At 64.7% G+C, this 20,796-nt stretch carries 17 protein-coding genes; 7 read left to right on the forward strand and 10 right to left on the reverse strand.

Annotated elements, in window-relative coordinates; genetic code table 11:
• Nucleotides 1-111: 111 nt before the first annotated feature.
• The 3 genes from hutU to hutI are packed head-to-tail and all read right to left on the reverse strand — an operon-like array spanning nucleotide 112 to nucleotide 4,577.
• Nucleotides 112-1,779: a urocanate hydratase gene (gene hutU / locus J2R76_RS12830; RefSeq protein WP_253624093.1), complete on the reverse strand. Its 1,668-nt coding sequence runs from the start codon at nucleotides 1,777-1,779 to the stop codon at nucleotides 112-114.
• Between the two features lie 27 nt (nucleotides 1,780-1,806).
• The gene (gene hutH / locus J2R76_RS12835; protein ID WP_253624094.1) at nucleotides 1,807-3,366 is read right to left on the reverse strand and encodes a histidine ammonia-lyase; all 1,560 of its coding nucleotides are present in this window, start codon (nucleotides 3,364-3,366) and stop codon (nucleotides 1,807-1,809) included.
• Nucleotides 3,363-4,577 carry an imidazolonepropionase gene (gene hutI / locus J2R76_RS12840; RefSeq protein ID WP_253624095.1) on the reverse strand — a complete coding sequence of 405 codons (1,215 nt, stop codon included), beginning with the start codon at nucleotides 4,575-4,577 and terminating at the stop codon, nucleotides 3,363-3,365. The genes hutH and hutI overlap by 4 nt, the downstream gene beginning before the upstream one ends.
• 85 nt (nucleotides 4,578-4,662) lie before the next feature.
• On the opposite strand from hutI, the gene J2R76_RS12845 reads away from it, so the two are divergent.
• From J2R76_RS12845 to J2R76_RS12865, 5 genes are all read left to right on the forward strand, one after another.
• Nucleotides 4,663-6,021 (forward strand): formimidoylglutamate deiminase, encoded by a 1,359-nt coding sequence (locus J2R76_RS12845; RefSeq protein WP_253624096.1) that lies wholly within the window; start codon nucleotides 4,663-4,665, stop codon nucleotides 6,019-6,021.
• Nucleotides 6,018-6,761 carry a histidine utilization repressor gene (hutC, locus tag J2R76_RS12850; protein WP_253624097.1) on the forward strand — a complete coding sequence of 248 codons (744 nt, stop codon included), beginning with the start codon at nucleotides 6,018-6,020 and terminating at the stop codon, nucleotides 6,759-6,761. The genes J2R76_RS12845 and hutC overlap by 4 nt, the downstream gene beginning before the upstream one ends.
• A 127-nt stretch (nucleotides 6,762-6,888) precedes the next feature.
• Nucleotides 6,889-7,833 carry an ABC transporter substrate-binding protein gene (locus J2R76_RS12855; protein ID WP_253624098.1) on the forward strand — a complete coding sequence of 315 codons (945 nt, stop codon included), beginning with the start codon at nucleotides 6,889-6,891 and terminating at the stop codon, nucleotides 7,831-7,833.
• A 78-nt stretch (nucleotides 7,834-7,911) separates the two neighbouring features.
• The gene (locus J2R76_RS12860; protein ID WP_057015911.1) at nucleotides 7,912-8,685 is read left to right on the forward strand and encodes an ABC transporter permease; all 774 of its coding nucleotides are present in this window, start codon (nucleotides 7,912-7,914) and stop codon (nucleotides 8,683-8,685) included.
• Nucleotides 8,682-9,467, forward strand: a complete 786-nt coding sequence (locus J2R76_RS12865) for an ABC transporter ATP-binding protein (RefSeq protein ID WP_168857084.1) — start codon at nucleotides 8,682-8,684, stop codon at nucleotides 9,465-9,467. Before J2R76_RS12860 ends, J2R76_RS12865 begins: the two co-directional genes overlap by 4 nt.
• A 144-nt stretch (nucleotides 9,468-9,611) precedes the next feature.
• On the opposite strand, the gene J2R76_RS12870 is transcribed toward J2R76_RS12865, so the two are convergent.
• From J2R76_RS12870 to urtA, 7 genes are all read right to left on the reverse strand, one after another.
• Nucleotides 9,612-9,959: a zinc ribbon domain-containing protein gene (locus J2R76_RS12870; protein WP_225161589.1), complete on the reverse strand. Its 348-nt coding sequence runs from the start codon at nucleotides 9,957-9,959 to the stop codon at nucleotides 9,612-9,614.
• A gap of 101 nt (nucleotides 9,960-10,060) precedes the next feature.
• The gene (gene fmdA / locus J2R76_RS12875; protein ID WP_050386953.1) at nucleotides 10,061-11,290 is read right to left on the reverse strand and encodes a formamidase; all 1,230 of its coding nucleotides are present in this window, start codon (nucleotides 11,288-11,290) and stop codon (nucleotides 10,061-10,063) included.
• A 28-nt stretch (nucleotides 11,291-11,318) separates the two neighbouring features.
• Nucleotides 11,319-12,008, reverse strand: a complete 690-nt coding sequence (urtE, locus tag J2R76_RS12880) for an urea ABC transporter ATP-binding subunit UrtE (RefSeq protein WP_050400072.1) — start codon at nucleotides 12,006-12,008, stop codon at nucleotides 11,319-11,321.
• Between the two features lie 12 nt (nucleotides 12,009-12,020).
• The gene (gene urtD / locus J2R76_RS12885; protein ID WP_057015909.1) at nucleotides 12,021-12,776 is read right to left on the reverse strand and encodes an urea ABC transporter ATP-binding protein UrtD; all 756 of its coding nucleotides are present in this window, start codon (nucleotides 12,774-12,776) and stop codon (nucleotides 12,021-12,023) included.
• A 12-nt stretch (nucleotides 12,777-12,788) separates the two neighbouring features.
• Nucleotides 12,789-13,925 (reverse strand): urea ABC transporter permease subunit UrtC, encoded by a 1,137-nt coding sequence (urtC, locus tag J2R76_RS12890; protein WP_253624099.1) that lies wholly within the window; start codon nucleotides 13,923-13,925, stop codon nucleotides 12,789-12,791.
• A gap of 17 nt (nucleotides 13,926-13,942) precedes the next feature.
• Nucleotides 13,943-14,869, reverse strand: coding sequence for an urea ABC transporter permease subunit UrtB (urtB, locus tag J2R76_RS12895; protein ID WP_057015942.1), 927 nt, complete (start codon nucleotides 14,867-14,869; stop codon nucleotides 13,943-13,945).
• A 171-nt stretch (nucleotides 14,870-15,040) separates the two neighbouring features.
• Entirely contained in the window at nucleotides 15,041-16,303 is a 1,263-nt protein-coding gene (gene urtA / locus J2R76_RS12900) for an urea ABC transporter substrate-binding protein (RefSeq protein WP_057015907.1), read from the reverse strand.
• Between the two features lie 169 nt (nucleotides 16,304-16,472).
• Here urtA and J2R76_RS12905 point away from each other — a divergent pair, with 169 nt between their 5' ends.
• Together J2R76_RS12905 and J2R76_RS12910 are read left to right on the forward strand one after the other, a co-directional pair.
• On the forward strand, nucleotides 16,473-19,841 hold the full coding sequence (locus J2R76_RS12905; protein ID WP_076833515.1) for a hybrid sensor histidine kinase/response regulator: 3,369 nt from the start codon (nucleotides 16,473-16,475) through the stop codon (nucleotides 19,839-19,841).
• Complete coding sequence (locus J2R76_RS12910) at nucleotides 19,831-20,757, forward strand: response regulator transcription factor (RefSeq protein WP_076833513.1); 927 nt, start codon at nucleotides 19,831-19,833, stop codon at nucleotides 20,755-20,757. Before J2R76_RS12905 ends, J2R76_RS12910 begins: the two co-directional genes overlap by 11 nt.
• Nucleotides 20,758-20,796 lie beyond the last annotated feature (39 nt).

Genomic DNA, 20,796 nt, shown 5'->3' on the forward strand with positions numbered 1-20,796 from the left:
CGGCCGGTCACCTCACGTACATCAACCGGAAGGTTGAGAGCTGCAACGGGATTGCTCGTTAAGCTGCGCCCCGGTCGGGAGATGCCGCAACTCCCGATCGAGGAGGTCCCATCAGCGCAGGCTAGGCAGATCGAGCCGGTTGGCGCGCGCGCATTCGACCGCCGTGTCATAGCCGGCGTCGGCGTGGCGCATCACGCCTGTCGCCGGGTCGTTCCATAGCACACGCTCGAGCCGGCGCACGGCCTCCGGCGTGCCGTCAGCGACGATCACCATGCCGGCGTGCTGCGAATAGCCGATGCCGACGCCGCCGCCGTGATGCAGCGACACCCAGGTGGCGCCGCTCGCGCAGTTGAGCAGTGCATTGAGCAGCGGCCAGTCGGACACCGCGTCGGAGCCGTCGCGCATCGCCTCGGTCTCGCGGTTCGGGCTCGCCACCGAGCCGCTGTCGAGATGATCGCGGCCGATCACGATCGGCGCCTTGAGCTCGCCGCGCGCCACCATCTCGTTGAAGGCAAGGCCAAGCCGATGGCGGTCGCCGAGCCCGACCCAGCAAATTCGCGCAGGCAGTCCCTGAAACTTGATGCGCGCCTTGGCCATGTCGAGCCAGTTGTGCAGGTGGCTGTCGTTGGGCATCAGCTCCTTGACCTTGGCATCGGTCTTGAAGATGTCCTCGGGATCGCCCGACAGCGCCGCCCAGCGGAACGGCCCGACGCCGCGGCAGAACAGCGGACGGATATAGGCCGGAACGAAGCCTGGAAAATCGAACGCCTGCTTCAGGCCCATGTCCTTGGCCATCTGGCGGATGTTGTTGCCGTAATCGAGCGTCGGGATTCCCTGCGCGTGAAAATCCAGCATGGCCTGGACGTGATCGACCATCGAGGTCTTGGCTGCCGTCTCAACGGCCTTCGGGTCGCCCGCGCGTTTGGTTTCCCAATCGGCGAGTGTCCATCCCTTCGGCAAATAACCGTTGATCGGATCATGCGCGCTGGTCTGGTCGGTGACGATGTCCGGGCGCACGCCGCGGTGCACCAGTTCGGGAAAGATCTCGGCCGCATTGCCGAGCAGGCCGACCGACACCGGCTTCTGGCTCTTGACCGCCTCAGCAATGATCGCGAGCGCGTCATCGAGCGTCGCCGCCTGGCGGTCGAGGTAGCCCGTCCGCAGCCGCATCTCGATGCGGCTCGGCTGGCATTCGACCGCGAGCATCGAGGCGCCGGCCATCGTCGCGGCCAGCGGCTGGGCACCGCCCATGCCGCCGAGGCCCGCCGTCAGGATCCATTTGCCGGCGAGACTGCCGCCATAATGCCGGCGGCCGACCTCGACGAACGTCTCATAGGTCCCCTGCACGATACCCTGGCTGCCGATATAGATCCATGAGCCTGCCGTCATCTGGCCGAACATCATCAGGCCCTGCCGGTCGAGCTCGTTGAAATGATCGAGCGTTGCCCAATGCGGCACCAGGTTGGAATTCGCGATCAGTACGCGCGGCGCGTCGGCATGGGTCCGGAAAATGCCGACCGGCTTGCCGGACTGCACCAGCAGGGTCTGGTCGCCTTCGAGCTTGCGCAAGGACGCGGCAATCCGATCAAAGCTCTCCCAGTCGCGCGCCGCACGGCCGATGCCGCCATAAACCACGAGCTCGCTCGGGCGCTCGGCGACATCAGGGTCCAGATTGTTCATCAGCATGCGCAGCGGTGCTTCCGTCAGCCAGCTCTTGGCGCTGATTTCGGTGCCGCGGGGAGCACGGATGATGCGTTCGTTATCCAGTCGGCGGTTCATGACGGATGTTCCTGCTAAGCAAGTCTTCTAAGTCAGTCTTGGAAATGGATCGGTCGGAAGCACCGCGATCGCAGCGGCGGGCAGCGCGTCGGCTTCGATCAGAACGGCCGCCCTGGCGAGATCGTCAGCCATGTAGCGGTCGGCGGCGAGCGCCGGAACCTGCTCTCGGAGCGCGGCAATGACCGCAGCGAGCGGCGCGCTCGTTGAATGCGGCGCGCGCAGCGTGATGCCCTGCGCGGCGACCAGCAGTTCGATGCCGAGGATGGCGGCGAGATTGTCGGCCATATCGGACAGCCGGCGCGCAGCATGCGCGGCCATCGAGACGTGATCTTCCTGGTTGGCGCTGGTCGGCGTCGAATCGATCGAGCACGGCATCGCACGCTGCTTGTTCTCGGCATAGAGCGCCGCCGCCGTCACCTCGGCGATCATGAAGCCGGAATTGATGCCGGGTTCGGGCGTCAGGAACGGCGGCAGGCCGAAGTTCAGGGCGGGATCGACGAGGGTCGCGATCCGGCGCTCGCTGGTCGCCCCGATCTCCGAAAGCGAGAGCGCAATCTGGTCGGCGGCGAACGCCACCGGCTCGGCGTGGAAATTGCCGCCTGACACGATCTCGCCGGTCTCGACCAGGACCAGCGGGTTATCCGTCACGGCATTGGCCTCGATGGTCAGCCCGCGCGCGGCCTGCGCGAGCAGGTCGAGCACAGCACCCGCGACCTGAGGCTGGCAGCGCAGGCAATAGGGATCCTGCACGCGCTCGTCGCCCTCGAGATGCGATTGCCTGATATCGCTGCCGTCAAGCAGCGCGGTCAGGGCGGCGGCCGCAGCGATCTGCCCGTCATGGCCACGCAAAGATTGAATCTCGGGACGAAACGGCACCGTCGACGCCATCGCCGCATCGACCGACAGCGCACCGGTCACCAGCGCGGCGCACGCCAGGCGATGCGCACGCAGCAGACCGGAGATGGCGTAAGCGGAGGAAAACTGCGTGCCGTTGATCAGCGCGAGCCCCTCCTTCGGGCCGAGCGTCAACGGCGCGAGGCCGGCAACCGCAAGCGCTTCGCGGCCCGGCACGACTTTGCCATCAAGGATTGCCTGTCCCTCCCCGATCATGACCGCGGTCATGTGAGCGAGCGGCGCGAGATCGCCGGAGGCACCGACCGAGCCCTGCTGCGGCACCAGCGGATAAACGCCGCGCGCCAGCATGCCCTGCAACTGCTCGATCACCTCGCGGCGCACGCCGGATGCGCCGCGACCGAGCGAAATCACTTTCAACGCCATCATCAAACGCACGATCGGCTCGGGCGTGTTCGGACCGACTCCACAGCAGTGCGACAAGATGAGGTTGCGCTGAAGCAGCGCGGTTTGATCGGGCGCAATGCGCGTCGATGCCAGCTTCCCGAAACCGGTATTGATGCCGTAGACGGGAACGTCGATATGCGCCGCCTTCGCCACGATCTCCGCGGCCGCCTCGACGCGCGGCCAGCACGATAGATCGAGCATGATGGGCGCGCCCGCGAGCACGCGCACCAGGACGTCGAGGCCGACGGTTCCGGGCGTCACGACGACAGGCGCATCCCGATCGCTCATTGCGCCCTCCACACCCGGCTGTGCAGCGGGTTGAAGCCGATGCGGTAGACCAGTTCGGCCGGACGCTCGATGTCCCAGATCGCCAGATCGCACCACTTGCCGGCCTCCAACGTGCCGGTCTCGGCGAGCATGCCGAGCGCGCGCGCCCCTTCCCGCGTCACCCCTGTGAGGCATTCGGCGACCGTCATCCGGAACAGCGTTGCGCCCATGTTCATCGCCAGCAGGAGCGAGGTGAGCGGCGAGCTGCCAGGATTGCAATCGGTCGCCAGCGCCATGTTCACACCGTGGCTACGGAACAGCTCGACCGGCGGCTTGTGCGTTTCACGAATGAAATAGAACGCGCCGGGCAGCAGGACCGCGACGGTGCTGGCCTTCGCCATCGCCACCGCGCCGGCTTCGTCGGTGTGCTCGAGATGATCGGCCGAGAGCGCCGAGAATTTCGCGGCCAGCGCCGCGCCGCCGAGATTGGACAGCTGATCCGCATGCAGCCTGACCGGCAGTCCGAGCGCACGCGCCGCCTCGAACACCCGCGCCGTCTGCTCTCCGGAAAACGCGATTCCCTCCATGAAGCCGTCGACGGCATCGGCGAGGCCGGCCTTGGCCACGGCCGGCAGCATCTCGTTGCAGACCAGATCGATGTAACCGTCCTTGTCGCCATTGGCCTCCAGCGGCAGCGCATGCGCTCCGAGGAAAGAGGTGCGGATCGCGACCTGCCGCAGGCGGGCGAGGCTGCGTGCCGCCGCAAGCTGTCGCATCTCGGTCTCGGCATTGAGGCCATAGCCGGACTTGATCTCGACGGTGGTTGCGCCCTCGCCGATCAGCGCGTCGAGCCGCGGCAGCGCGCCGGCGACGAGCTCCGCCTCGGTCGCCTTGCGCGTCGCCGCAACGGTCGAGACGATGCCGCCGCCGGCGCGCGCGATCTCCTCATAGCTCGCGCCCTTCAGGCGCAGCTCGAACTCGTGCGCGCGGTTGCCGCCGAAGACGAGATGGGTGTGGCAATCGACGAGCCCAGGCGTGATCCAGCGGCCGGCACAATCGATCCGATCAACGGCGTCCGCACCCACAGGAAAGTCCGACTGCACGCCGGCATAGACGATGCGGCCGTCGCGCGCCGCGATCAGGCCCCGCTCGATCTCGCCGAGATCAGTGCGGTCGCTGCGCATCGTGGCGAGCCGGGCGTTGTGCCAGATGCGGTCGAAGCGCTCTGCCATGCGATCGTCCCCTCGAGGTGGGATGCTTGACTTATATGTCTAGACATATAATCGTGTCCGGGTTCTGTCCAGCCGGCGTGGAAAAATGACACGACTGCATTTCGCATTCGCGCTGCTGCCTTCGGGCTGGGCCAATGACGTGCAAGTCGTCGTTGTCGATGGCGCGATCGCCTCGGTGACGGCGGGCGTTGCGCCTGGCGCCGGCGACGAACGTCACCAAATGGCGGTTCCGGGATTGGCGAGCCTGCACAGCCACGCCTTTCAGCGCGGCATGGCCGGCCTTGCCGAACTGCGCGGCGACACGACCGATACGTTCTGGACCTGGCGTGAGACGATGTATCGCTTCACGCTGACCATGACGCCGGACGACGTCACAGCCGTCGCGACCCTGCTCTATGTCGAGATGCTCGAGCGCGGCTTTACCCGTGTCGGCGAGTTTCACTATCTGCATCATGATCGAGACGGCGCGCCCTACGCCAATCTCGCCGAGATGGCCATACGCATCGCAGAGGCCGCCGACGCCTCCGGCATCGGGCTCACGCTGCTGCCAAGTTTCTATGCTCACAGCACGTTCGGCGGCGCCGCACCGCATGCCGGGCAACGTCGCTTCATCTGCTCGGTCGATCAGTTCGCCGCGCTGATGGCCGCCTCGCGCGAGGCAATCCGAAAACTTCCCGGCGCCAACATCGGCATCGCTCCGCATAGCCTGCGCGCCGTGGCGCCGGATGAGCTGGCGGCGATCATCCCGCTTGCCGGGGCGGACCCGATCCACATCCACGCCGCCGAACAGGTGCGCGAGGTGGAGGATTGCCTTGCCTGGTCAGGACAGCGGCCGGTGCAATGGCTGCTCGAACATGCGCCCGTCGATCAGCGCTGGTGCCTCATTCACGCGACCCACATGACGGAGCAGGAAGTCAATGCACTCGCCGGCAGCGGCGCGGTTGCCGGCCTTTGCCCCGTCACCGAAGCAAGTCTCGGCGACGGCATCTTTTCGGCGCGCGAATTCCTCGCCGCGGGCGGCCGGTTCGGCATCGGCACCGATTCCAATGTGCTGGTCGGCGTCGCCGACGAGCTGCGCCAGCTCGAATACGGTCAGCGGCTGAAACACCGCGAGCGCAATGTACTCTCGGGGCGTCCCGGCACATCCACCGGCCGCGCCCTGTTCGACCAGGCGCTCGCTGGCGGCGCGCAGGCTCTGGCACAGACCAAGGCCGGGCTTGCGCCCGGCGCGCGCGCCGACATCGTCAGCCTCGACACCGCGCATCCGTCCCTCGCTGGACGGTCGGGCGATGCGGTTCTCGACGGCTGGCTGTTTGCAACCGGCAGCGACGCGATCGATTGCGTCTGGGCCGCCGGCGACAAGGTGGTGGCGGGCGGACGGCATCGGCTGCGCGACAAGGCGCGCGAGCAGTTCAATGCAAGCGTGCGGAGGCTCGTCGCATGAGCCTCGCCTCCGACCAGGCCGAGCCCGGCGCGGCGAACAAGCCGACACTCTACAAGCGCATCCGGCTCGACATCGAGACGCGGATCCTGACCGGCGAATGGCCGCCCGGGCATCGCATCCCGTTCGAGCACCAGCTGATGGCGCGCTATCGCTGCTCGCGCATGACGGTGAACAAGGCGTTGTCGGAACTGGCGCAGGCCGACCTGATCGAGCGGCGGCGCCGTGCCGGCACCTTCGTGCGCCGTCCGCAGCATCTGTCGGCGGTGCTCAAGATCGCCGACATCCGCGCCGAGATCACCGCGCTCGGCCGCAGCTACGGCTATCAGCTGATCGAATGCCGGCGCCGTACCGCGACATCGGCCGATCGCGCCCGGCTCGGCGTCAGCACGGCCGGCAAGATAGTCGCGATCGCCTGCCGGCACAGCGCCGACAATGTGCCGTTCGCCGTCGAGGACAGGCTGATCGATCTCTCCACGGTCCCGGAAGCTGCAACCGCGGACTTCGCCCGCGAACCGCCGGGGTCATGGCTGCTGCACCATGTGCCGTGGACCGAAGCCGAGCATACGATCAGCGCCGTCATCGCCGACGACCGCACGGCAAAGGCGCTCGACATCGCGGTCGGGGCGCCCTGCCTCGTGATCGACCGCTACACCTGGCGCAGCGCGCGCACGCTGACGGCGGTGCGGCTGCATTATCCAGGCGAGACGCATCGCCTGGTGGCCCGCTTCAAGGGAGGCTGAGGACAGCTTGCGCGGCATATTTCATGCAATGCATCATGGGCCATCGTCCGCCGACATGCTTCATGCGGCAATCCGCCGCGACTGAAGAGATCAGTGACGCAATCCATCGTTCAAGGGGTCGACAATCATGCGTTCCTTCAAGCTATTGCCCGCAATCGCAGTGTTGCTCGCGTCCACGGGCGCGTTCGCGGATGACGTCAAGGTCGGCGTCGGCATCTCCGGATGGACCGGCTTCGCGCCGCTGACGCTCGCCAAGGAGGCCGGCATCTTCAAGAAGAACGGCCTCGACGTGACCCTGAAGAAGATTCCGCAGAAGGACCGCCATCTCGCGATCGCCTCGGGCGACATCCAGTGCGCGGCCACCACGGTCGAGACCTGGATCTCCTGGAACGCCAATGGCGTCGCGACCAAGCAAATCTTCCAACTCGACAAGAGCTATGGCGCCGACGGCATGGCCGTGCGCAACGACATCGCCGCGATCAAGGACCTCAAGGGCAAGACCGTCGCGGCGTCGGCGCCCGGCACCTCTCCGTATTTCGCGCTGGCCTGGATGCTGAAGAAGAACGGCCTCACGGTGAAAGACGTCACCGTGGTGAATCTGGAGCCGGCCGCCGCAGCGCAGGCCTTCGTCTCCGGCCAGAACGATGCCGCGATGACCTACGAGCCTTATCTGTCGACGGTGCGCGCCGCTCCCGACAAGGGCAAGATCATCGCGACCACGCTCGACTACCCGATCGTGATGGATACGTTCGGCTGCACGCCGAAATTCCTGACCGACAATCCGAAGGCGGCGCAGGCGCTTGCCAACAGCTATTTCGAGGCGCTCGACATGATCGCCAAGGACCAGGCCAAGTCCTACGAGATCATGGGCGCTGACGTGAAGCAGACCGGCGAGCAGTTCGGCAACTCGGCAGAGTACCTGCGCTGGCAGGACAAGGCCGCCAACCAGAAATTCTTCGCCGGCGACTTCCTGACCTTCAATAAGGACGCTGCCGAGCTCCTGCTCGAGGTCGGCATCATCAAGGCCGCGCCGAAGGTCGAAGACATCTACGACGCAAGCTTCATCAAGTAACGCAGCAACCATTTGGACCGGTCCCACCTCGCGACACCGCGGGCGGGACCGGCGCATAAGCTACTTCCGGATCATCTGATGCGTCCTCTCGAGCCCACGACATCGAAGCAGCGCGTGGCCTATGGCCTCGCCTTCTTCGTGCTGTTCGTCGCCCTCTGGTCCTGGGCAACGTTCGGCGGCCATGTGTCGAGGACCTTCCTCGCCAACCCGCTGACCATGGTGCAGGAGGGCTATGAGCTGCTCGCAAAGCAGGGCTTTCTGTTCGACATCGGGATGACGATCTGGCGCGTGATCGGCGGGTTTGTGCTTGCTGCCGTCATCGCGGTGCCGCTCGGCGTTCTGATGGGCGCCTACAAGCCGATCGAGGCCTTTCTCGAGCCCTTTGTGTCCTTTGCGCGCTATCTGCCGGCATCCGCCTTCATCCCGCTGCTGATCCTGTGGGCGGGCATCGGTGAGTTGCAGAAGCTGCTTGTGATCTTCATCGGCGCAGTATTTCAGATCATCCTGATGGTCGCCGTCACCGTCGGTGCCACACGGCGCGACCTGGTGGAGGCCGCCTACACGCTCGGCGCCCGCGACCGCGGCATCATCCGCCGCGTGCTGCTGCCCTCCGCCGCGCCCGAGATTGCCGAAATCCTTCGGCTGGTGCTGGGCTGGGCCTGGACCTACGTCATCGTGGCCGAATTGATCGGCTCATCATCCGGCATCGGACACATGATCACCGACAGCCAGGCGCTGCTCAACACGGGCCAGATCATCTTCGGCATCATCGTGATCGGGCTGATCGGCCTGATCTCCGATTTCCTGTTCAAGGCCTTCAACGCCTGGCTGTTCCCGTGGAAGCTCGCATGACCGCGCTCAGGATCGATCAGGTCTCGCGAACCTTCCCCGCCCGCGCCGGCAACGCGCCGACGAGAGCGCTCGAGCCGACCACGCTCGACGTCGGCAACAACGACTTCGTCACCATCCTCGGCCCCTCCGGATGCGGAAAGTCCACTTTGCTCCGGATCATCGCCGGGCTCGACCGGCCGACCAGCGGACGGGTCACGCTAGACGGGCGCGAAATCACCGGCCCCGGCGCCGATCGCGGCATGGTGTTTCAGTCCTACACATTGTTTCCGTGGCTGACGGTGCGGGAGAATATCGCCTTCGGCCTGCGCGAGCGCGGCGTGTCGCAAGCGGAGCGCCACGAGATCGCCGATGCGTTCATTCGCCGGGTCGGGCTATCGGGCTTCGAAAATCACTGGCCCAAGCAGCTGTCGGGCGGCATGCAGCAGCGCACCGCGATTGCCCGTGCGCTGGCCAACGATCCGAAGATTCTGCTGCTCGACGAGCCGTTCGGCGCGCTGGACAACCAGACGCGCGCGCTGATGCAGGAGATGCTGCTGGGGATCTGGGAGCGCGACCAGAAAACGGTGCTGTTCGTCACCCACGACATCGAGGAAGCGATCTTCCTCGGCAGCCGCGTCATCGTCATGAGCGCGCGTCCGGGCCGCATCAAGGCCGAGATCGCAGTCGACCTGCCGCATCCCCGGTCCTACAAGATCAAGACCACGCCCGAATTCGTCGCCCTGAAGGAGCGGCTGGTGGAAGAGATCCGCACCGAGGCCCTGAAGGTCGCCGAACAGGCCTGAGAGCCTGTTTCTCCGTCATGCCCGGCCTTGTGCCGGGCATCCACGTCTTTGCTTCAATCGGACAAGAAAGACGTGGATGGCCGGGACAAGCCCGGCCATGACGAAGCAGCGCCAGTTGAGGAAAGCCGACGATTGGCTGCGCTGTCAGTGGCTGATCATCCAGGGACGCGCGGTGGGAAACCCCTTGGCGCCGCTCTTGGTCTTGGTCATCAGCCGTGCCGGCTTCTTCCTTCCCGTCGAGCAGCAGCCGCAGCCCGGGCCGTGCGCAGCCTTATATTGATCGAGCGTCTTCGGCGCGTGCCGGCTCTGCTCATTGGTGGCGTGCGCCTTGCGCTTGTCGGAGGGCATGCAGAAGAACGCCGGCGCGGTGAGGATCACGCGCGGCGACGTCGCCTCGCATTGCGGGCAGTCCTGCGGCAGGTCGCATTCCGCCATCGGCCGCATGTCGGTGAACGGGCCGCAGTCGTTGCAGAGATATTCGTAGATCGGCATTTCCTTAATCCTTGCGCAGTCGTGCGTGACATTCGGCGATGGATGCGGGGCGGCCGATACGCAGCCGTCCCGCCCCCTTCGCGCAGGGATCACCTAAAGGATCACTTGTCCGGTGAGATCGGCATCTGCACGTCGCCCTTGATGTGCTTGATCGGTCCCGCCGACGACGGCATGACGTCGAAGTCGAAGATCTCCGTCGGCAGCCACAGCGTGGCGCAGGCATTCGGCACGTCGACGACGCCGGAGATGTGACCCTGGCACGGCGCGGTGCCGAGGATCGAATAGGCCTGGGCGCCGGAGTAGCCGAACTTCTTCAGATACTCGATCGCGTTCAGGCAGGCCTGGCGATAGGCGATGTGGACGTCGAGATAATGCTGCTTGCCGGCCTCGTCGACCGAGATGCCCTCGAAAATCAGGTAATCCTTGTAGTTCGGCGTGATCGGCGACGGCTTGAACACAGGGTTCTTGATGCCGTATTTCGAGACGCCGTCCTTGATGACGTCGACCTTGATATGCAGCCAGCCGGCCATTTCGATCGCGCCGCAGAAGGTGATCTCGCCGTCGCCCTGGCTGAAATGCAGATCGCCCATCGAGAGGCCGCCGCCCGGCACATAGACCGGGAAGTAGATCTTCGAGCCGCGCGACAGATCCTTGATGTCGCAATTGCCGCCGTGCTCGCGCGGCGGCACGGTGCGGGCGCCCTCGAGGCCGATCTTGGCCTTGACGTCACCCTTGGCCTGGCCGGCATGCGCGGTCGGCGCGAACGGCGGATTGGCAAGGCCCGGCACCCGGGTCGGGTTGGTCGCGATCAGCTCGGCCTCGCGCTTGTTCCAGGCCGCCAGCATCTTGGCATCGGGCAGACAGCCGATCAGGCCGGGATGGATCAGGCCGGCGAAGTTGACGCCGGGCACGTGGCGCGACGAGGTGTAGAGGCCCTTGATGTCCCAGATCGACTTCTGCGCCAGCGGGAAATGGTCGGTAAGGAAGCCGCCGCCATTCTGCTTGGAGAAGAAGCCGTTGAAGCCCCACAGGCTCTCCTTCAACGGACCAACGTCGAGCAGGTCGACGACGAGGAGATCGCCGGGCTCGGCTCCCTTGACGCCGATCGGGCCGGACAGGAAGTGCACGATCGACAGATCGATATCGCGCACGTCGTCGGCCGAATCGTTGTTCTTGATGAAGCCACCAGTCCAGTCGACGGTCTCGATGATGAAGTCGTCGCCGGGGCTGACCCACTCGACGATCGGAACCTCGGGATGCCAGCGATTGTGAATCTTGTCGTTTTCATAGGCCGATTTGCTGAGGTCGACCTTGATCAGTGTATCTGGCATCGCATTGCTCCCCTTGGGTTACTGATAGTTAGACGGACAAGTACTTGGAAATCTGCGCGGCATCGACGCTGGCGCGCGGATCGTCGCGGACGATCTCGCCATTCTCGATGACGAGCACCCGGTCGGCGATGTCGAGCGCGAAGCTCAGGACCTGTTCGGAGACCACAATCGACAGCCCGCGCTCGTCGCGGATCCGCTTCAGGGTGCGCGCCATGTCCTTGATGATCGACGGCTGGATGCCTTCGGTCGGCTCGTCCAGCAGCAGCACCTTCGGCTTGGTCGCCAGAGCGCGGGCGATCGCGAGCTGCTGCTGCTGTCCACCCGAGAGATTGCCGCCGCGGCGGCCCTTCATCTCGAGCAGCACCGGAAACAGCTCATAGATGTCGCCCGGTACCTCGGAGCCGCCTGACACCACGAGCCCGGTCTCGATGTTCTCCTTCACCGTCATCGTGGAGAAGATCATGCGACCCTGCGGCACATAGGCGAGCCCCTTCGCGACCCGCTCGTAGCTCTTCATCGCGCCGAGCTCGGTGCCGTCCATGGTCACCTTGCCGCTCTTGGCCGGCAGGATGCCCATCAGCGACTTCATCAGCGTGGTCTTGCCCATGCCGTTGCGGCCCATGATCGCCACGATCTCGTTGGGCGCGACCGAGACGTTGAGGCCGTGCAACACTTCGCTCTGGCCGTAGGCGACGTGAAGATCATTGATTGCCAGCATCGTCCCGGTTCCTCAGTGGCCCAAATACACTTCGATGACTTTCGGATCGTTTTTGACGTGCTCCATCGTTCCCTCGGACAGGATCTGTCCCTGGTGCAGCACGGTGACCTTGTGCGCGATGTCCTCGACGAACTTCATGTCGTGCTCGATCACCAGCACCGAACGGTCCTTGATGATGCGGTTGAGCAGCTCGGCCGTCTTGGCGCGCTCGGACACGCTCATGCCGGCGACCGGCTCGTCGAGCATCAAGAGGTCCGGATCCTGGATCAGCAGCATGCCGATCTCGAGCCACTGCTTCTGGCCATGGCTCAACTGGTCGGCATAGGTGTTGAGCTTGTCCTTCAGGAAGATCATCTCGGCGACCTCCTCGACCCGCTGCCTGACGGTGTCGTCGCGCTGGAAGGTCAACGAGCCGAACACCGTGCGGCCGCGCGGGAAGGAAATCTCGAGGTTCTCGAACACGGTGAGATCCTCGAACACCGACGGCGTCTGGAACTTGCGGCCCACCCCGGCCTGCACGATCTCGTTCTCGCGCAATCTGGTCAGCTCCTGGCCGCGGAACTGGATCGAGCCTGACGTCGCCCTGGTCTTGCCGCAGATCAGGTCGAGCACTGTGGTCTTGCCGGCGCCGTTCGGGCCGATGATGACGCGGATCTCGTTCTCCTCAACATAGAAGGAGAGATCGTTCACGGCCTTGAAGCCATCGAACGACACAGTGAGACCGGAGACCGCGAGCAGGAAGTCCTTGGGCTGATGGCCGACGAGCATGATGATCCCTCCTCACTCGGCCGGTGCGCCGTCGGCGATCAGGCCGGCCGCCGATTTCGATTTGCGTGATGCCAGCAGGCGATCGATGCGCGGCTGGACGTGGTCCGCCCAGATGCCGGAGAGCCCGTTCGGGAAGGCGAGCACGACCGCGATGAACAGCGCGCCGAGGCCGAACAGCCAGAGCTGCGGGAAGGACTCCGAGAGGCTGGTCTTGGCGAAATTGACCAGGAGCGCGCCCCAGACTGCGCCGAAGATCGACATCCGGCCGCCGACCGCGGTGTAGATCACCATCTCGATCGACGGCACGATGCCGACGAAGGACGGCGACATGAAGCCGACCTCGAGCGTGAACATGGCGCCGCCGATCGCAGCGAACACCGCCGCGGCGCAGAACGCGAAGATCTTGAAGTTGGCGACGCTGTAACCGGAGAAGCGCACGCGATCCTCCTGCTCCCGCATTGCTACCAGGATGCGCCCGAGTTTTGTCAGGCGGATGAACTGCGCGACGCAGATGCAGCCGAACAGCAGCACAACCTCGACGAAATACAGAATGAACTTGGCGTGATCGCTGCGGATGTCCCAGCCGTGCAGCGTGCGTAAGTCGGTAATGCCGTTGATGCCACCGGTGTAGCCTTGCTGCCCGACAATCAGAATAGTGAGGATCGCGGCGATCGCTTGCGTGATGATGGCAAAGTACACGCCGCCGACCCGACGCTTGAACATCGCGGCACCGACGATCAGCGCGAAGACCGCGGGAACCAGCAAGATCGCAAGCAGCGTGACCGGGAAGCTGTGGAACGGCTTCCAGAAGAAAGGCAGCGAGGTGAGCTGGTTCCAGTCCATGAAGTCGGGGATGCCCGGTGTCGACTGGATCTTGGTGTTCGCGACCGACGACGCCTCGAGCTTGAGGTACATCGCCATGCAGTAGCCGCCGAGGCCGAAGAACACGCCCTGCCCCAGGCTCAGGATGCCGCCATAGCCCCAGCACAGCACGAGGCCGATCCCGACGAAGGCGTAGGTCAAATATTTGGCGACGAGGTTGAGGCGGAAGATATCGAGCGACAGCGGCAGGACGAGAAACAACAGCACCGCGAGCGCAAGGAAGCCGAGCAGTTCGGAGCGATTGAAAAAGCGCGAGTTGATGATCATGACCAGCCTGCTTGTTCTTATTTGCGGACCTTGAGCGCGAAGAGCCCCTGCGGACGCACCATCAGGATCGCGACGATCGTCAGCAGCGTGATCACCTTGGCCATCGATCCCGACAGGAAGAATTCCAGCGTCGATTGGGTCTGCGAGATCGAGAAGGCGGAGGCGATGGTGCCGAACAGCGAGGCGGCGCCGCCGAACACAACCACCAGGAAGGTGTCGACGATGTAAAGCTGGCCGGCGGTCGGCCCGGTCGAGCCGATCATGGTGAAGGCCGAGCCGGCGATCCCGGCGATGCCGCAACCCAGGCCAAAGGTGTAACGATCGACCTTCTCGGTGTTGATGCCGACGGCGCCCGCCATCACGCGGTTCTGCACCACGGCGCGCACCTGCTTGCCCCAGCTTGACCAGAACAGCACATAGGCGACCGCGATCGTGATCAGGATGGTCAGCGCCATCACGAACATGCCGTTGATCGGTATCTGGATGGAGTCGGTCGCTTGCCAGGAGCCCATCATCCATTCCGGCAGTTCGACGCCGACCTCGCGCGCGCCGAAGACCGAACGATAGGCCTGTTGCAGGATCAGGCTGAGGCCCCAGGTCGCCAGCAGCGTGTCGAGCGGACGCTTGTAGAGATGGCGTATCAGCGCCCACTCGACCAGCATGCCGAGCGCGCCTGACGCAGTGAACGCGAGGATCATTGCGATGAAGAAGTAACCGGGGAACAGCCAGGGCGCGACGTGCTGCACGGCGTTCGACGTCATCCAGGTGACGTACGCCCCCAAGATCATGAACTCGCCGTGGGCCATGTTGATGACGCCCATCTGGCCGAAGATGATGGCAAGGCCCAGCGCCATCAGCACATAGACGGAGAACAGGATGAGCCCGGCAAATCCCTGCATCGCAAGGATGGCGCCGAGATCGCTGATCGAATAGTCGCCGAACATCTGGTCCTCCGTCATTCCAAGGGGCACGCGCCGCCGGTCAAGCGACGCTCGTTCCGTAGCGTGGACGATGACGTCCACGCCACGATGCGTTGGGGAGCTTCGTAGCCCGGGTGAGCGGGTGCGATACCCGGGACGGTCCCGCATATCGCCCCGCTCATGCGGGCTACTGGCTCACTGGTAGCCCTTGGGGAACGGATCCGGCTCGACGAGATCGGCGGTCTCGTAGATCAGCTCGTACTGGCCGTCGGCCTTGGCGCGTCCGACGCGGGTCTTCGACCAGAGGTGATGATTCTCGTGGATCCGGACGTAACCTTCCGGCGCGCCCTTGAACTCGACGCCGGGCGACGCGGCCGCCACCTTGTCGATGTCGAAGGAGCCGGCCTTCTCCACCGTCAACTTCCACAGCCACGGACCGAGATAGGCAGCCTGGGTGACGTCTCCGATCACGGTCTTCTCGCCCCACATCTTCTTGAAGGCGGGCACGAAGGCCTTGTTGTTCGGATTGTCGAGCGACTGGAAGTATTTCATGCAGGCATAGGCGCCGGCGATGTTCTCGCCGCCGATGCCGTCGATCTCGTCCTCGGTGACCGAGATCGTGAGCAGCGTCTGCTTGGACAAGTCGATGCCGGCCGCCTTGAGCTGCTTGTAGAATGCGACGTTGGAGCCGCCGACGATGATCGCGTAGATCACGTCCGGCTTGGTTAGCTTGATCTTGTTGATGACCGAGTTGAACTGGGTCGAGCCGAGCGGGAAGTATTCCTCGCCGACCACCTTGCAGCCCTGCAGATGGTTCTCGATGTGCTTGCGCGCGATCTTGTTCGAGGTGCGTGGCCAGATGTAGTCCGAGCCGAGCAGGTAGAAGCTCTTGGCGCCCTTGGTCTTGTTGACCCAGTCGAGGCCGGCGATGATCTGCTGGGTCGCCTCCTGCCCGGTGTAGATCACGTTCTTGGACTGCTCGAGGCCTTCATAGAAGGTCGGGTAGTACAGCATGCCGTTGTACTGCTCGAACACCGGCAGCACCGCCTTGCGCGAGGCCGAGGTCCAGCAGCCCATTACGGCCGCGCATTTGTCGTTGACCAGCAGCTTCTTGGCCTTTTCCGCGAAGGTCGGCCAGTCGCTGGCGCCGTCTTCCTGGATGAACTTGATCTTGCGGCCGAGCACGCCGCCGGCGGCATTGATCTGCTCGATCGCGAGCTTCTCGGCCTCGACCGACCCGGTCTCGGAGATCGCCATGGTGCCGGTGACGGAATGCAGGATGCCGACCGTGACTTCGCTATCGGTGACTGCAAGACCCGTGGTATTGACCGCAGAGGTTGCAGGAACGTCGGCAAATGCCGGACGGCCCAGCATCGAAACGGCCGGCAATGCCGCCATTCCCATCAAGAGCTTGCGTCGGAGCGGAGACTTCAGGCCTGGTTTTGGTTCGTCTGACATGAGCACCCCATCTGGTTCGAGAACGCTTATTGATCAGGCGAGGATTGCTCACTTTTGTGCAGCGCACTGATACGTGAGATCGCGTATACTGCACCGCAAAATAGCGACGTAGGTTTTTGGTACGGGATTTGCCCGCGATCAGCGCATCGTGGACCAGGAGTTCAAACGAGTGGCAGGGCGGCAGCGGATAGACCGCGTCAGGCGCCAGTACAATCAATGGGTCGCCAACCAGACGCTGGAAGACTACGCGCTGCGCTTCACCGCCAAGAGCGCGCGGCGCTGGTCCGCCGCCCGCGTCGCCAACACCGCGCTCGGCGCGATCTCCTTCCTTGCGCTGGAGGCGATCGGCGGCACCATCACCCTGAACTATGGCGCGATGAACGCCTCCGCCGCGATCCTGGTCGTCAGCGTCATCATCTTCCTCTGCGGACTGCCGATCGCCTACCATGCCGCGAAAAGCGGCATCGACATCGACCTGCTGACCCGCGGCGCCGGCTTCGGCTATATTGGCTCGACCATCACCTCGCTGATCTACGCCTCCTTCACCTTCATTTTCTTCGCGATCGAGGCGGTGATCCTGGCCAGCGCGCTCGACATGTGCTTCGGCATCCCGCGACCGATCGGCTATTTGATCAGCGCAGTCGTGATCATTCCGCTGGTCATCTACGGCATCACGCTGATCAGCCGCTTCCAGCTCTGGACCCAGCCGCTGTGGATCATCCTCCACATCATGCCGTTCGCGGCGATCGCCTGGGCCAATCCGCATTCCTTCACCGAGTGGCGCAAATTCGCCGGCGATCACGGCGATCCCGCAGGGACTCTCGACCTGCTGCTGTTCGGCACCGCCGCCTCCGTCGTGTTCGCGCTGGTGGCGCAGATCGGCGAGCAGGTCGACTTCCTGCGCTTTCTGCCGCGCGACCGCCGCACCTCGCGCAAGGCCTGGTGGATCGCGCTGCTAAGCGCCGGTCCCGGCTGGATCGTGCTCGGCGCGCTCAAACTGCTGGCCGGTTCGTTCCTGGCCTTCTTCGCGCTCAGCCACGGCGTCTCGGCCGAGCACGCGGCCGAGCCGGCCAACATGTATCTCGAAGCCTTCCGCTACGTGCTGTCGCAGCCGGATCTGGCAATGGCGCTGACCGGGACATTTGTGATCCTGTCGCAGGTCAAGATCAACGTCACCAACGCCTATGCCGGCTCGATCGCCTGGTCGAACTTCTTCTCCCGCCTCACCCACTCGCATCCGGGCCGCGTGGTGTGGCTGGTGTTCAATGTCGTCGTCGCGCTGCTGCTGATGGAGATCGGTGTCTACAAGGCGCTGGAGCAGACGCTCGCGCTCTACTCCAACGTCGCGATCGCCTGGGTCGGCGCGCTGGTGGCCGATCTCGTCGTCAACAAGCCGCTCGGCCTGCGGCCGCAGCACATCGAGTTCAAGCGCGCCCATCTCTGCGATATCAATCCGGTCGGCGTCGGCGCGATGACGATCGCCACCGTGGTCTCGATCAGCGCGTTCTACGGCCTGTTCGGCCCGACCGCGAAGGCGCTGTCGGCCTTCGTTGCGCTTGCGGTCGCGTTCGTCACGGCTCCCCTGATCGCCTGGGCCACCGACGGCAAGTACTACATCGCCCGCAAGCCGAAGCGGAGCTGGCAGAACATTGAATCGATCCAGTGCTGCATCTGCGAGCATGCGTTCGAGCCCGAGGACATGGCTTCCTGCCCGGCCTATGCAGGCCCGATCTGCTCACTGTGCTGCTCGCTCGACGCACGCTGCCATGACCTCTGCAAGCCGCATGGCCGGATCGGCGCACAGGTCTCGGACGCGCTGGGCAAGGTGATGCCGCAGCCGATCTACGCCCGCATCAATTCACAGCTCGGGCATTACCTCGGCGTGTTCGCCGTCTCAGCCGGCCTCGTGGCGCTGGTGCTCGGCCTGATCTACCTGCAGACCACGGCGGCCGTGCATGCCAATGAATTGCTGGCCGACGTGCTCTGGAAGGTGTTCTTTGCGCTGACCCTCATCATCGGCGTGGTCGCCTGGCTGTTCGTACTGGCGCAACAAAGCCGGCGCGCCGCGGAAGCGGAAACACGCCGCCAGACCACGCTGCTGATCCAGGAGATCGACGCCCACAAGCGCACCGACGCCGAACTGCAGCGCGCCAAGGAAGTCGCCGAGTCAGCCAATCTCGCCAAAAGCCGCTACGTCGTGGGCCTCAGCCACGAGCTTCGCTCGCCGCTGAATGCGATCTCCGGCTACGCGCAATTGCTGGAGCAGGACGACAGCCTGCAGGTGCGGCCGCGCGAGCAGGTGCGCGTCGTCCGCCGCAGCGCCGATCATCTGTCTGGGCTGATCGACGGCATCCTCGATATCTCCAAGATCGAGGCCGGCCGGCTCTACCTGTCGCGCGACGAAGTGCGGCTGAACGATTTCCTCGAGCAGCTGGTCGGCATGTTCCGCCTGCAAGCCGCAGCAAAAGGCATCGACTTCGTGTTCAAACGGCCGGCCGTGCTGCCCGTCGTGGTCTATGCCGACGAGAAGCGGCTGCGTCAGATCCTGATCAACCTGCTGTCGAACGCGATCAAGTTCACGCAATCCGGCCAGGTCCAGTTCGTGGTGCATTACCGCAGCCCGGTCGCAGAGTTCGAGGTGATCGATACCGGGCCGGGCATCCAGCCCGACGACCTCGAGCGGATCTTCGCGCCGTTCGAGCGCGGTGCGCTCGGCGTCACCCAGCCGCAGACCGGCACCGGGCTTGGCCTGACCATCAGCCGCCTGCTCGCGGGCGTGATGGGCGGCGACATCAAGGTCCTGAGCACGGTCGGCACCGGCAGCACCTTCCGCGTCAAGCTGCTGCTGTCGGAGGTCACCAATCCGCGGCGCGATGCACCGGTCGATGCTCCCGTGTACGGCTATCACGGTCCGCGCAAGACCATCCTGATCACCGACGACGACCCGACCCACCGCGACCTGTTGCGCGAGATCCTGACGCCGCTCGGCTTCATCCTGCTCAGCGCGCCGGACGGACCGGGCTGCCTTGCCCTCGCACAGCATTGCCGGCCGGACTTATTTCTGCTCGACATCTCGATGGCGGGCATGGACGGCTGGACGGTCGCCGAAACCCTGCGCTCCGAAGGCCATCACCAGGCGCGGATCCTGATGATCTCGGCCAGCGCGCTCGAGGCTCATGGCGCGCCGCTGGCGCAGCCATTCCATGACGGCTACCTGATGAAGCCGATCGACATCCCGCGGCTGCTCGAGACCATCCGCCAGTTGCTCAAGATCGAGTGGCAGTATGAGGCCGAGCCGGCCCCGCCTCCGCAATGGAAGCCCGAGAGTGGTTCGCGGCCGCCGGTGAAATATGTCGAAGAGCTGATCAGCCTCGGCCAGCTCGGCTATGTCAGGGCGATCCAGCTCAAGCTCGACGAGATCGGCAATGAGTGTCCCGAACATGCCGATTTCGTCGGCCAGATGCGCACGCTGATCGACCGGTTCGATCTCGATCAATATATGGCGACGTTGAAGACATTGCACAGCTATGACCATTGAACAGAAGAAGCGCGACGTCGCGCTCGTCGTCGACGACTCACCCGAGACGTTGCGTCTCTTGACCGATGCGCTCGACGGCGCTGGCATGACCGTGATGGTCGCGCTCGACGGCGCCTCGGCGATGCGCATCGTCGAACAGATCACGCCCGATATCGTGTTGCTCGATGCCGTGATGCCCGGCATGGACGGTTTCGAGACCTGCCGGCGGCTGAAGCGCGACGCAGGGCTCGACGGCGTGCCGATCATCTTCATGACGGGCCTCGCCGAGACCGAGCATATCGTGCGCGGGCTGGAGGCCGGCGGCGTCGACTATGTCACGAAGCCGATCGTGGTCGAGGAGATGCTCGCGCGCATCCGGGTCCATCTCGCCAATGCGCGGATGACGCAAAGCGCCCGCGCGGCGCTCGACGTCTCCGGCCGCTATCTGCTCGCCGTGAACAGCGCCGGCGCGCTGCTGTGGGCGACGCCGCAGGCACAGCGACTGCTGTCGGATACGCTCGCCGACGCCGCCGACAATTTCGCGCTGCCGGACCCGATGCCGCAATGGCTCGAGCAGGCGCAGAAGGGCGGCACGGGAAAGAAGACAGCGACCGTGGCGTCGTTCCCCGGCAACGAACAGCTTCGGCTGCAATATATGGGCAAGCTCGGGCCCAACGAATTCCTGCTGCGGCTCGCCAAGGACACCAGCGGCGACATGCCAGCCGAGTTCTCCAGCGAGCTCGGCCTGACCACCCGCGAGGGCGAGGTGCTGTCCTGGCTCTCCAAGGGCAAGACCAACCGCGACATCGCGCAGATCCTCGGCCTCAGCCCGCGTACCGTCGACAAGCACCTCGAGCAGATCTACGCCAAGCTCGGCGTCGAGAACCGCACCGCCGCCGCCGCGATCGCGGTCAACGCGAGGCATCGCAAGTCTTGATCAAGCGCACTCTGCGCCTCGCGCATCGAAACGTACGCG

This window comes from Bradyrhizobium sp. USDA 4532 (assembly GCF_024171315.1).
GTDB lineage: Bacteria > Pseudomonadota > Alphaproteobacteria > Rhizobiales > Xanthobacteraceae > Bradyrhizobium > Bradyrhizobium australafricanum.

What these genes read in the sequence shown, in the direction of transcription:
- hutU (WP_253624093.1), bottom strand. Translation starts at nt 1,779, where the DNA reads ATGAACCGCCGACTGGATAACGAACGCATCATCCGTGCTCCCCGCGGC.
- hutH (WP_253624094.1), bottom strand. Translation starts at nt 3,366, where the DNA reads ATGAGCGATCGGGATGCGCCTGTCGTCGTGACGCCCGGAACCGTCGGC.
- hutI (WP_253624095.1), bottom strand. Translation starts at nt 4,577, where the DNA reads ATGGCAGAGCGCTTCGACCGCATCTGGCACAACGCCCGGCTCGCCACG.
- J2R76_RS12845 (WP_253624096.1), top strand. Translation starts at nt 4,663, where the DNA reads ATGACACGACTGCATTTCGCATTCGCGCTGCTGCCTTCGGGCTGGGCC.
- hutC (WP_253624097.1), top strand. Translation starts at nt 6,018, where the DNA reads ATGAGCCTCGCCTCCGACCAGGCCGAGCCCGGCGCGGCGAACAAGCCG.
- J2R76_RS12855 (WP_253624098.1), top strand. Translation starts at nt 6,889, where the DNA reads ATGCGTTCCTTCAAGCTATTGCCCGCAATCGCAGTGTTGCTCGCGTCC.
- J2R76_RS12860 (WP_057015911.1), top strand. Translation starts at nt 7,912, where the DNA reads ATGCGTCCTCTCGAGCCCACGACATCGAAGCAGCGCGTGGCCTATGGC.
- J2R76_RS12865 (WP_168857084.1), top strand. Translation starts at nt 8,682, where the DNA reads ATGACCGCGCTCAGGATCGATCAGGTCTCGCGAACCTTCCCCGCCCGC.
- J2R76_RS12870 (WP_225161589.1), bottom strand. Translation starts at nt 9,959, where the DNA reads ATGCCGATCTACGAATATCTCTGCAACGACTGCGGCCCGTTCACCGAC.
- fmdA (WP_050386953.1), bottom strand. Translation starts at nt 11,290, where the DNA reads ATGCCAGATACACTGATCAAGGTCGACCTCAGCAAATCGGCCTATGAA.
- urtE (WP_050400072.1), bottom strand. Translation starts at nt 12,008, where the DNA reads ATGCTGGCAATCAATGATCTTCACGTCGCCTACGGCCAGAGCGAAGTG.
- urtD (WP_057015909.1), bottom strand. Translation starts at nt 12,776, where the DNA reads ATGCTCGTCGGCCATCAGCCCAAGGACTTCCTGCTCGCGGTCTCCGGT.
- urtC (WP_253624099.1), bottom strand. Translation starts at nt 13,925, where the DNA reads ATGATCATCAACTCGCGCTTTTTCAATCGCTCCGAACTGCTCGGCTTC.
- urtB (WP_057015942.1), bottom strand. Translation starts at nt 14,869, where the DNA reads ATGTTCGGCGACTATTCGATCAGCGATCTCGGCGCCATCCTTGCGATG.
- urtA (WP_057015907.1), bottom strand. Translation starts at nt 16,303, where the DNA reads ATGTCAGACGAACCAAAACCAGGCCTGAAGTCTCCGCTCCGACGCAAG.
- J2R76_RS12910 (WP_076833513.1), top strand. Translation starts at nt 19,831, where the DNA reads ATGACCATTGAACAGAAGAAGCGCGACGTCGCGCTCGTCGTCGACGAC.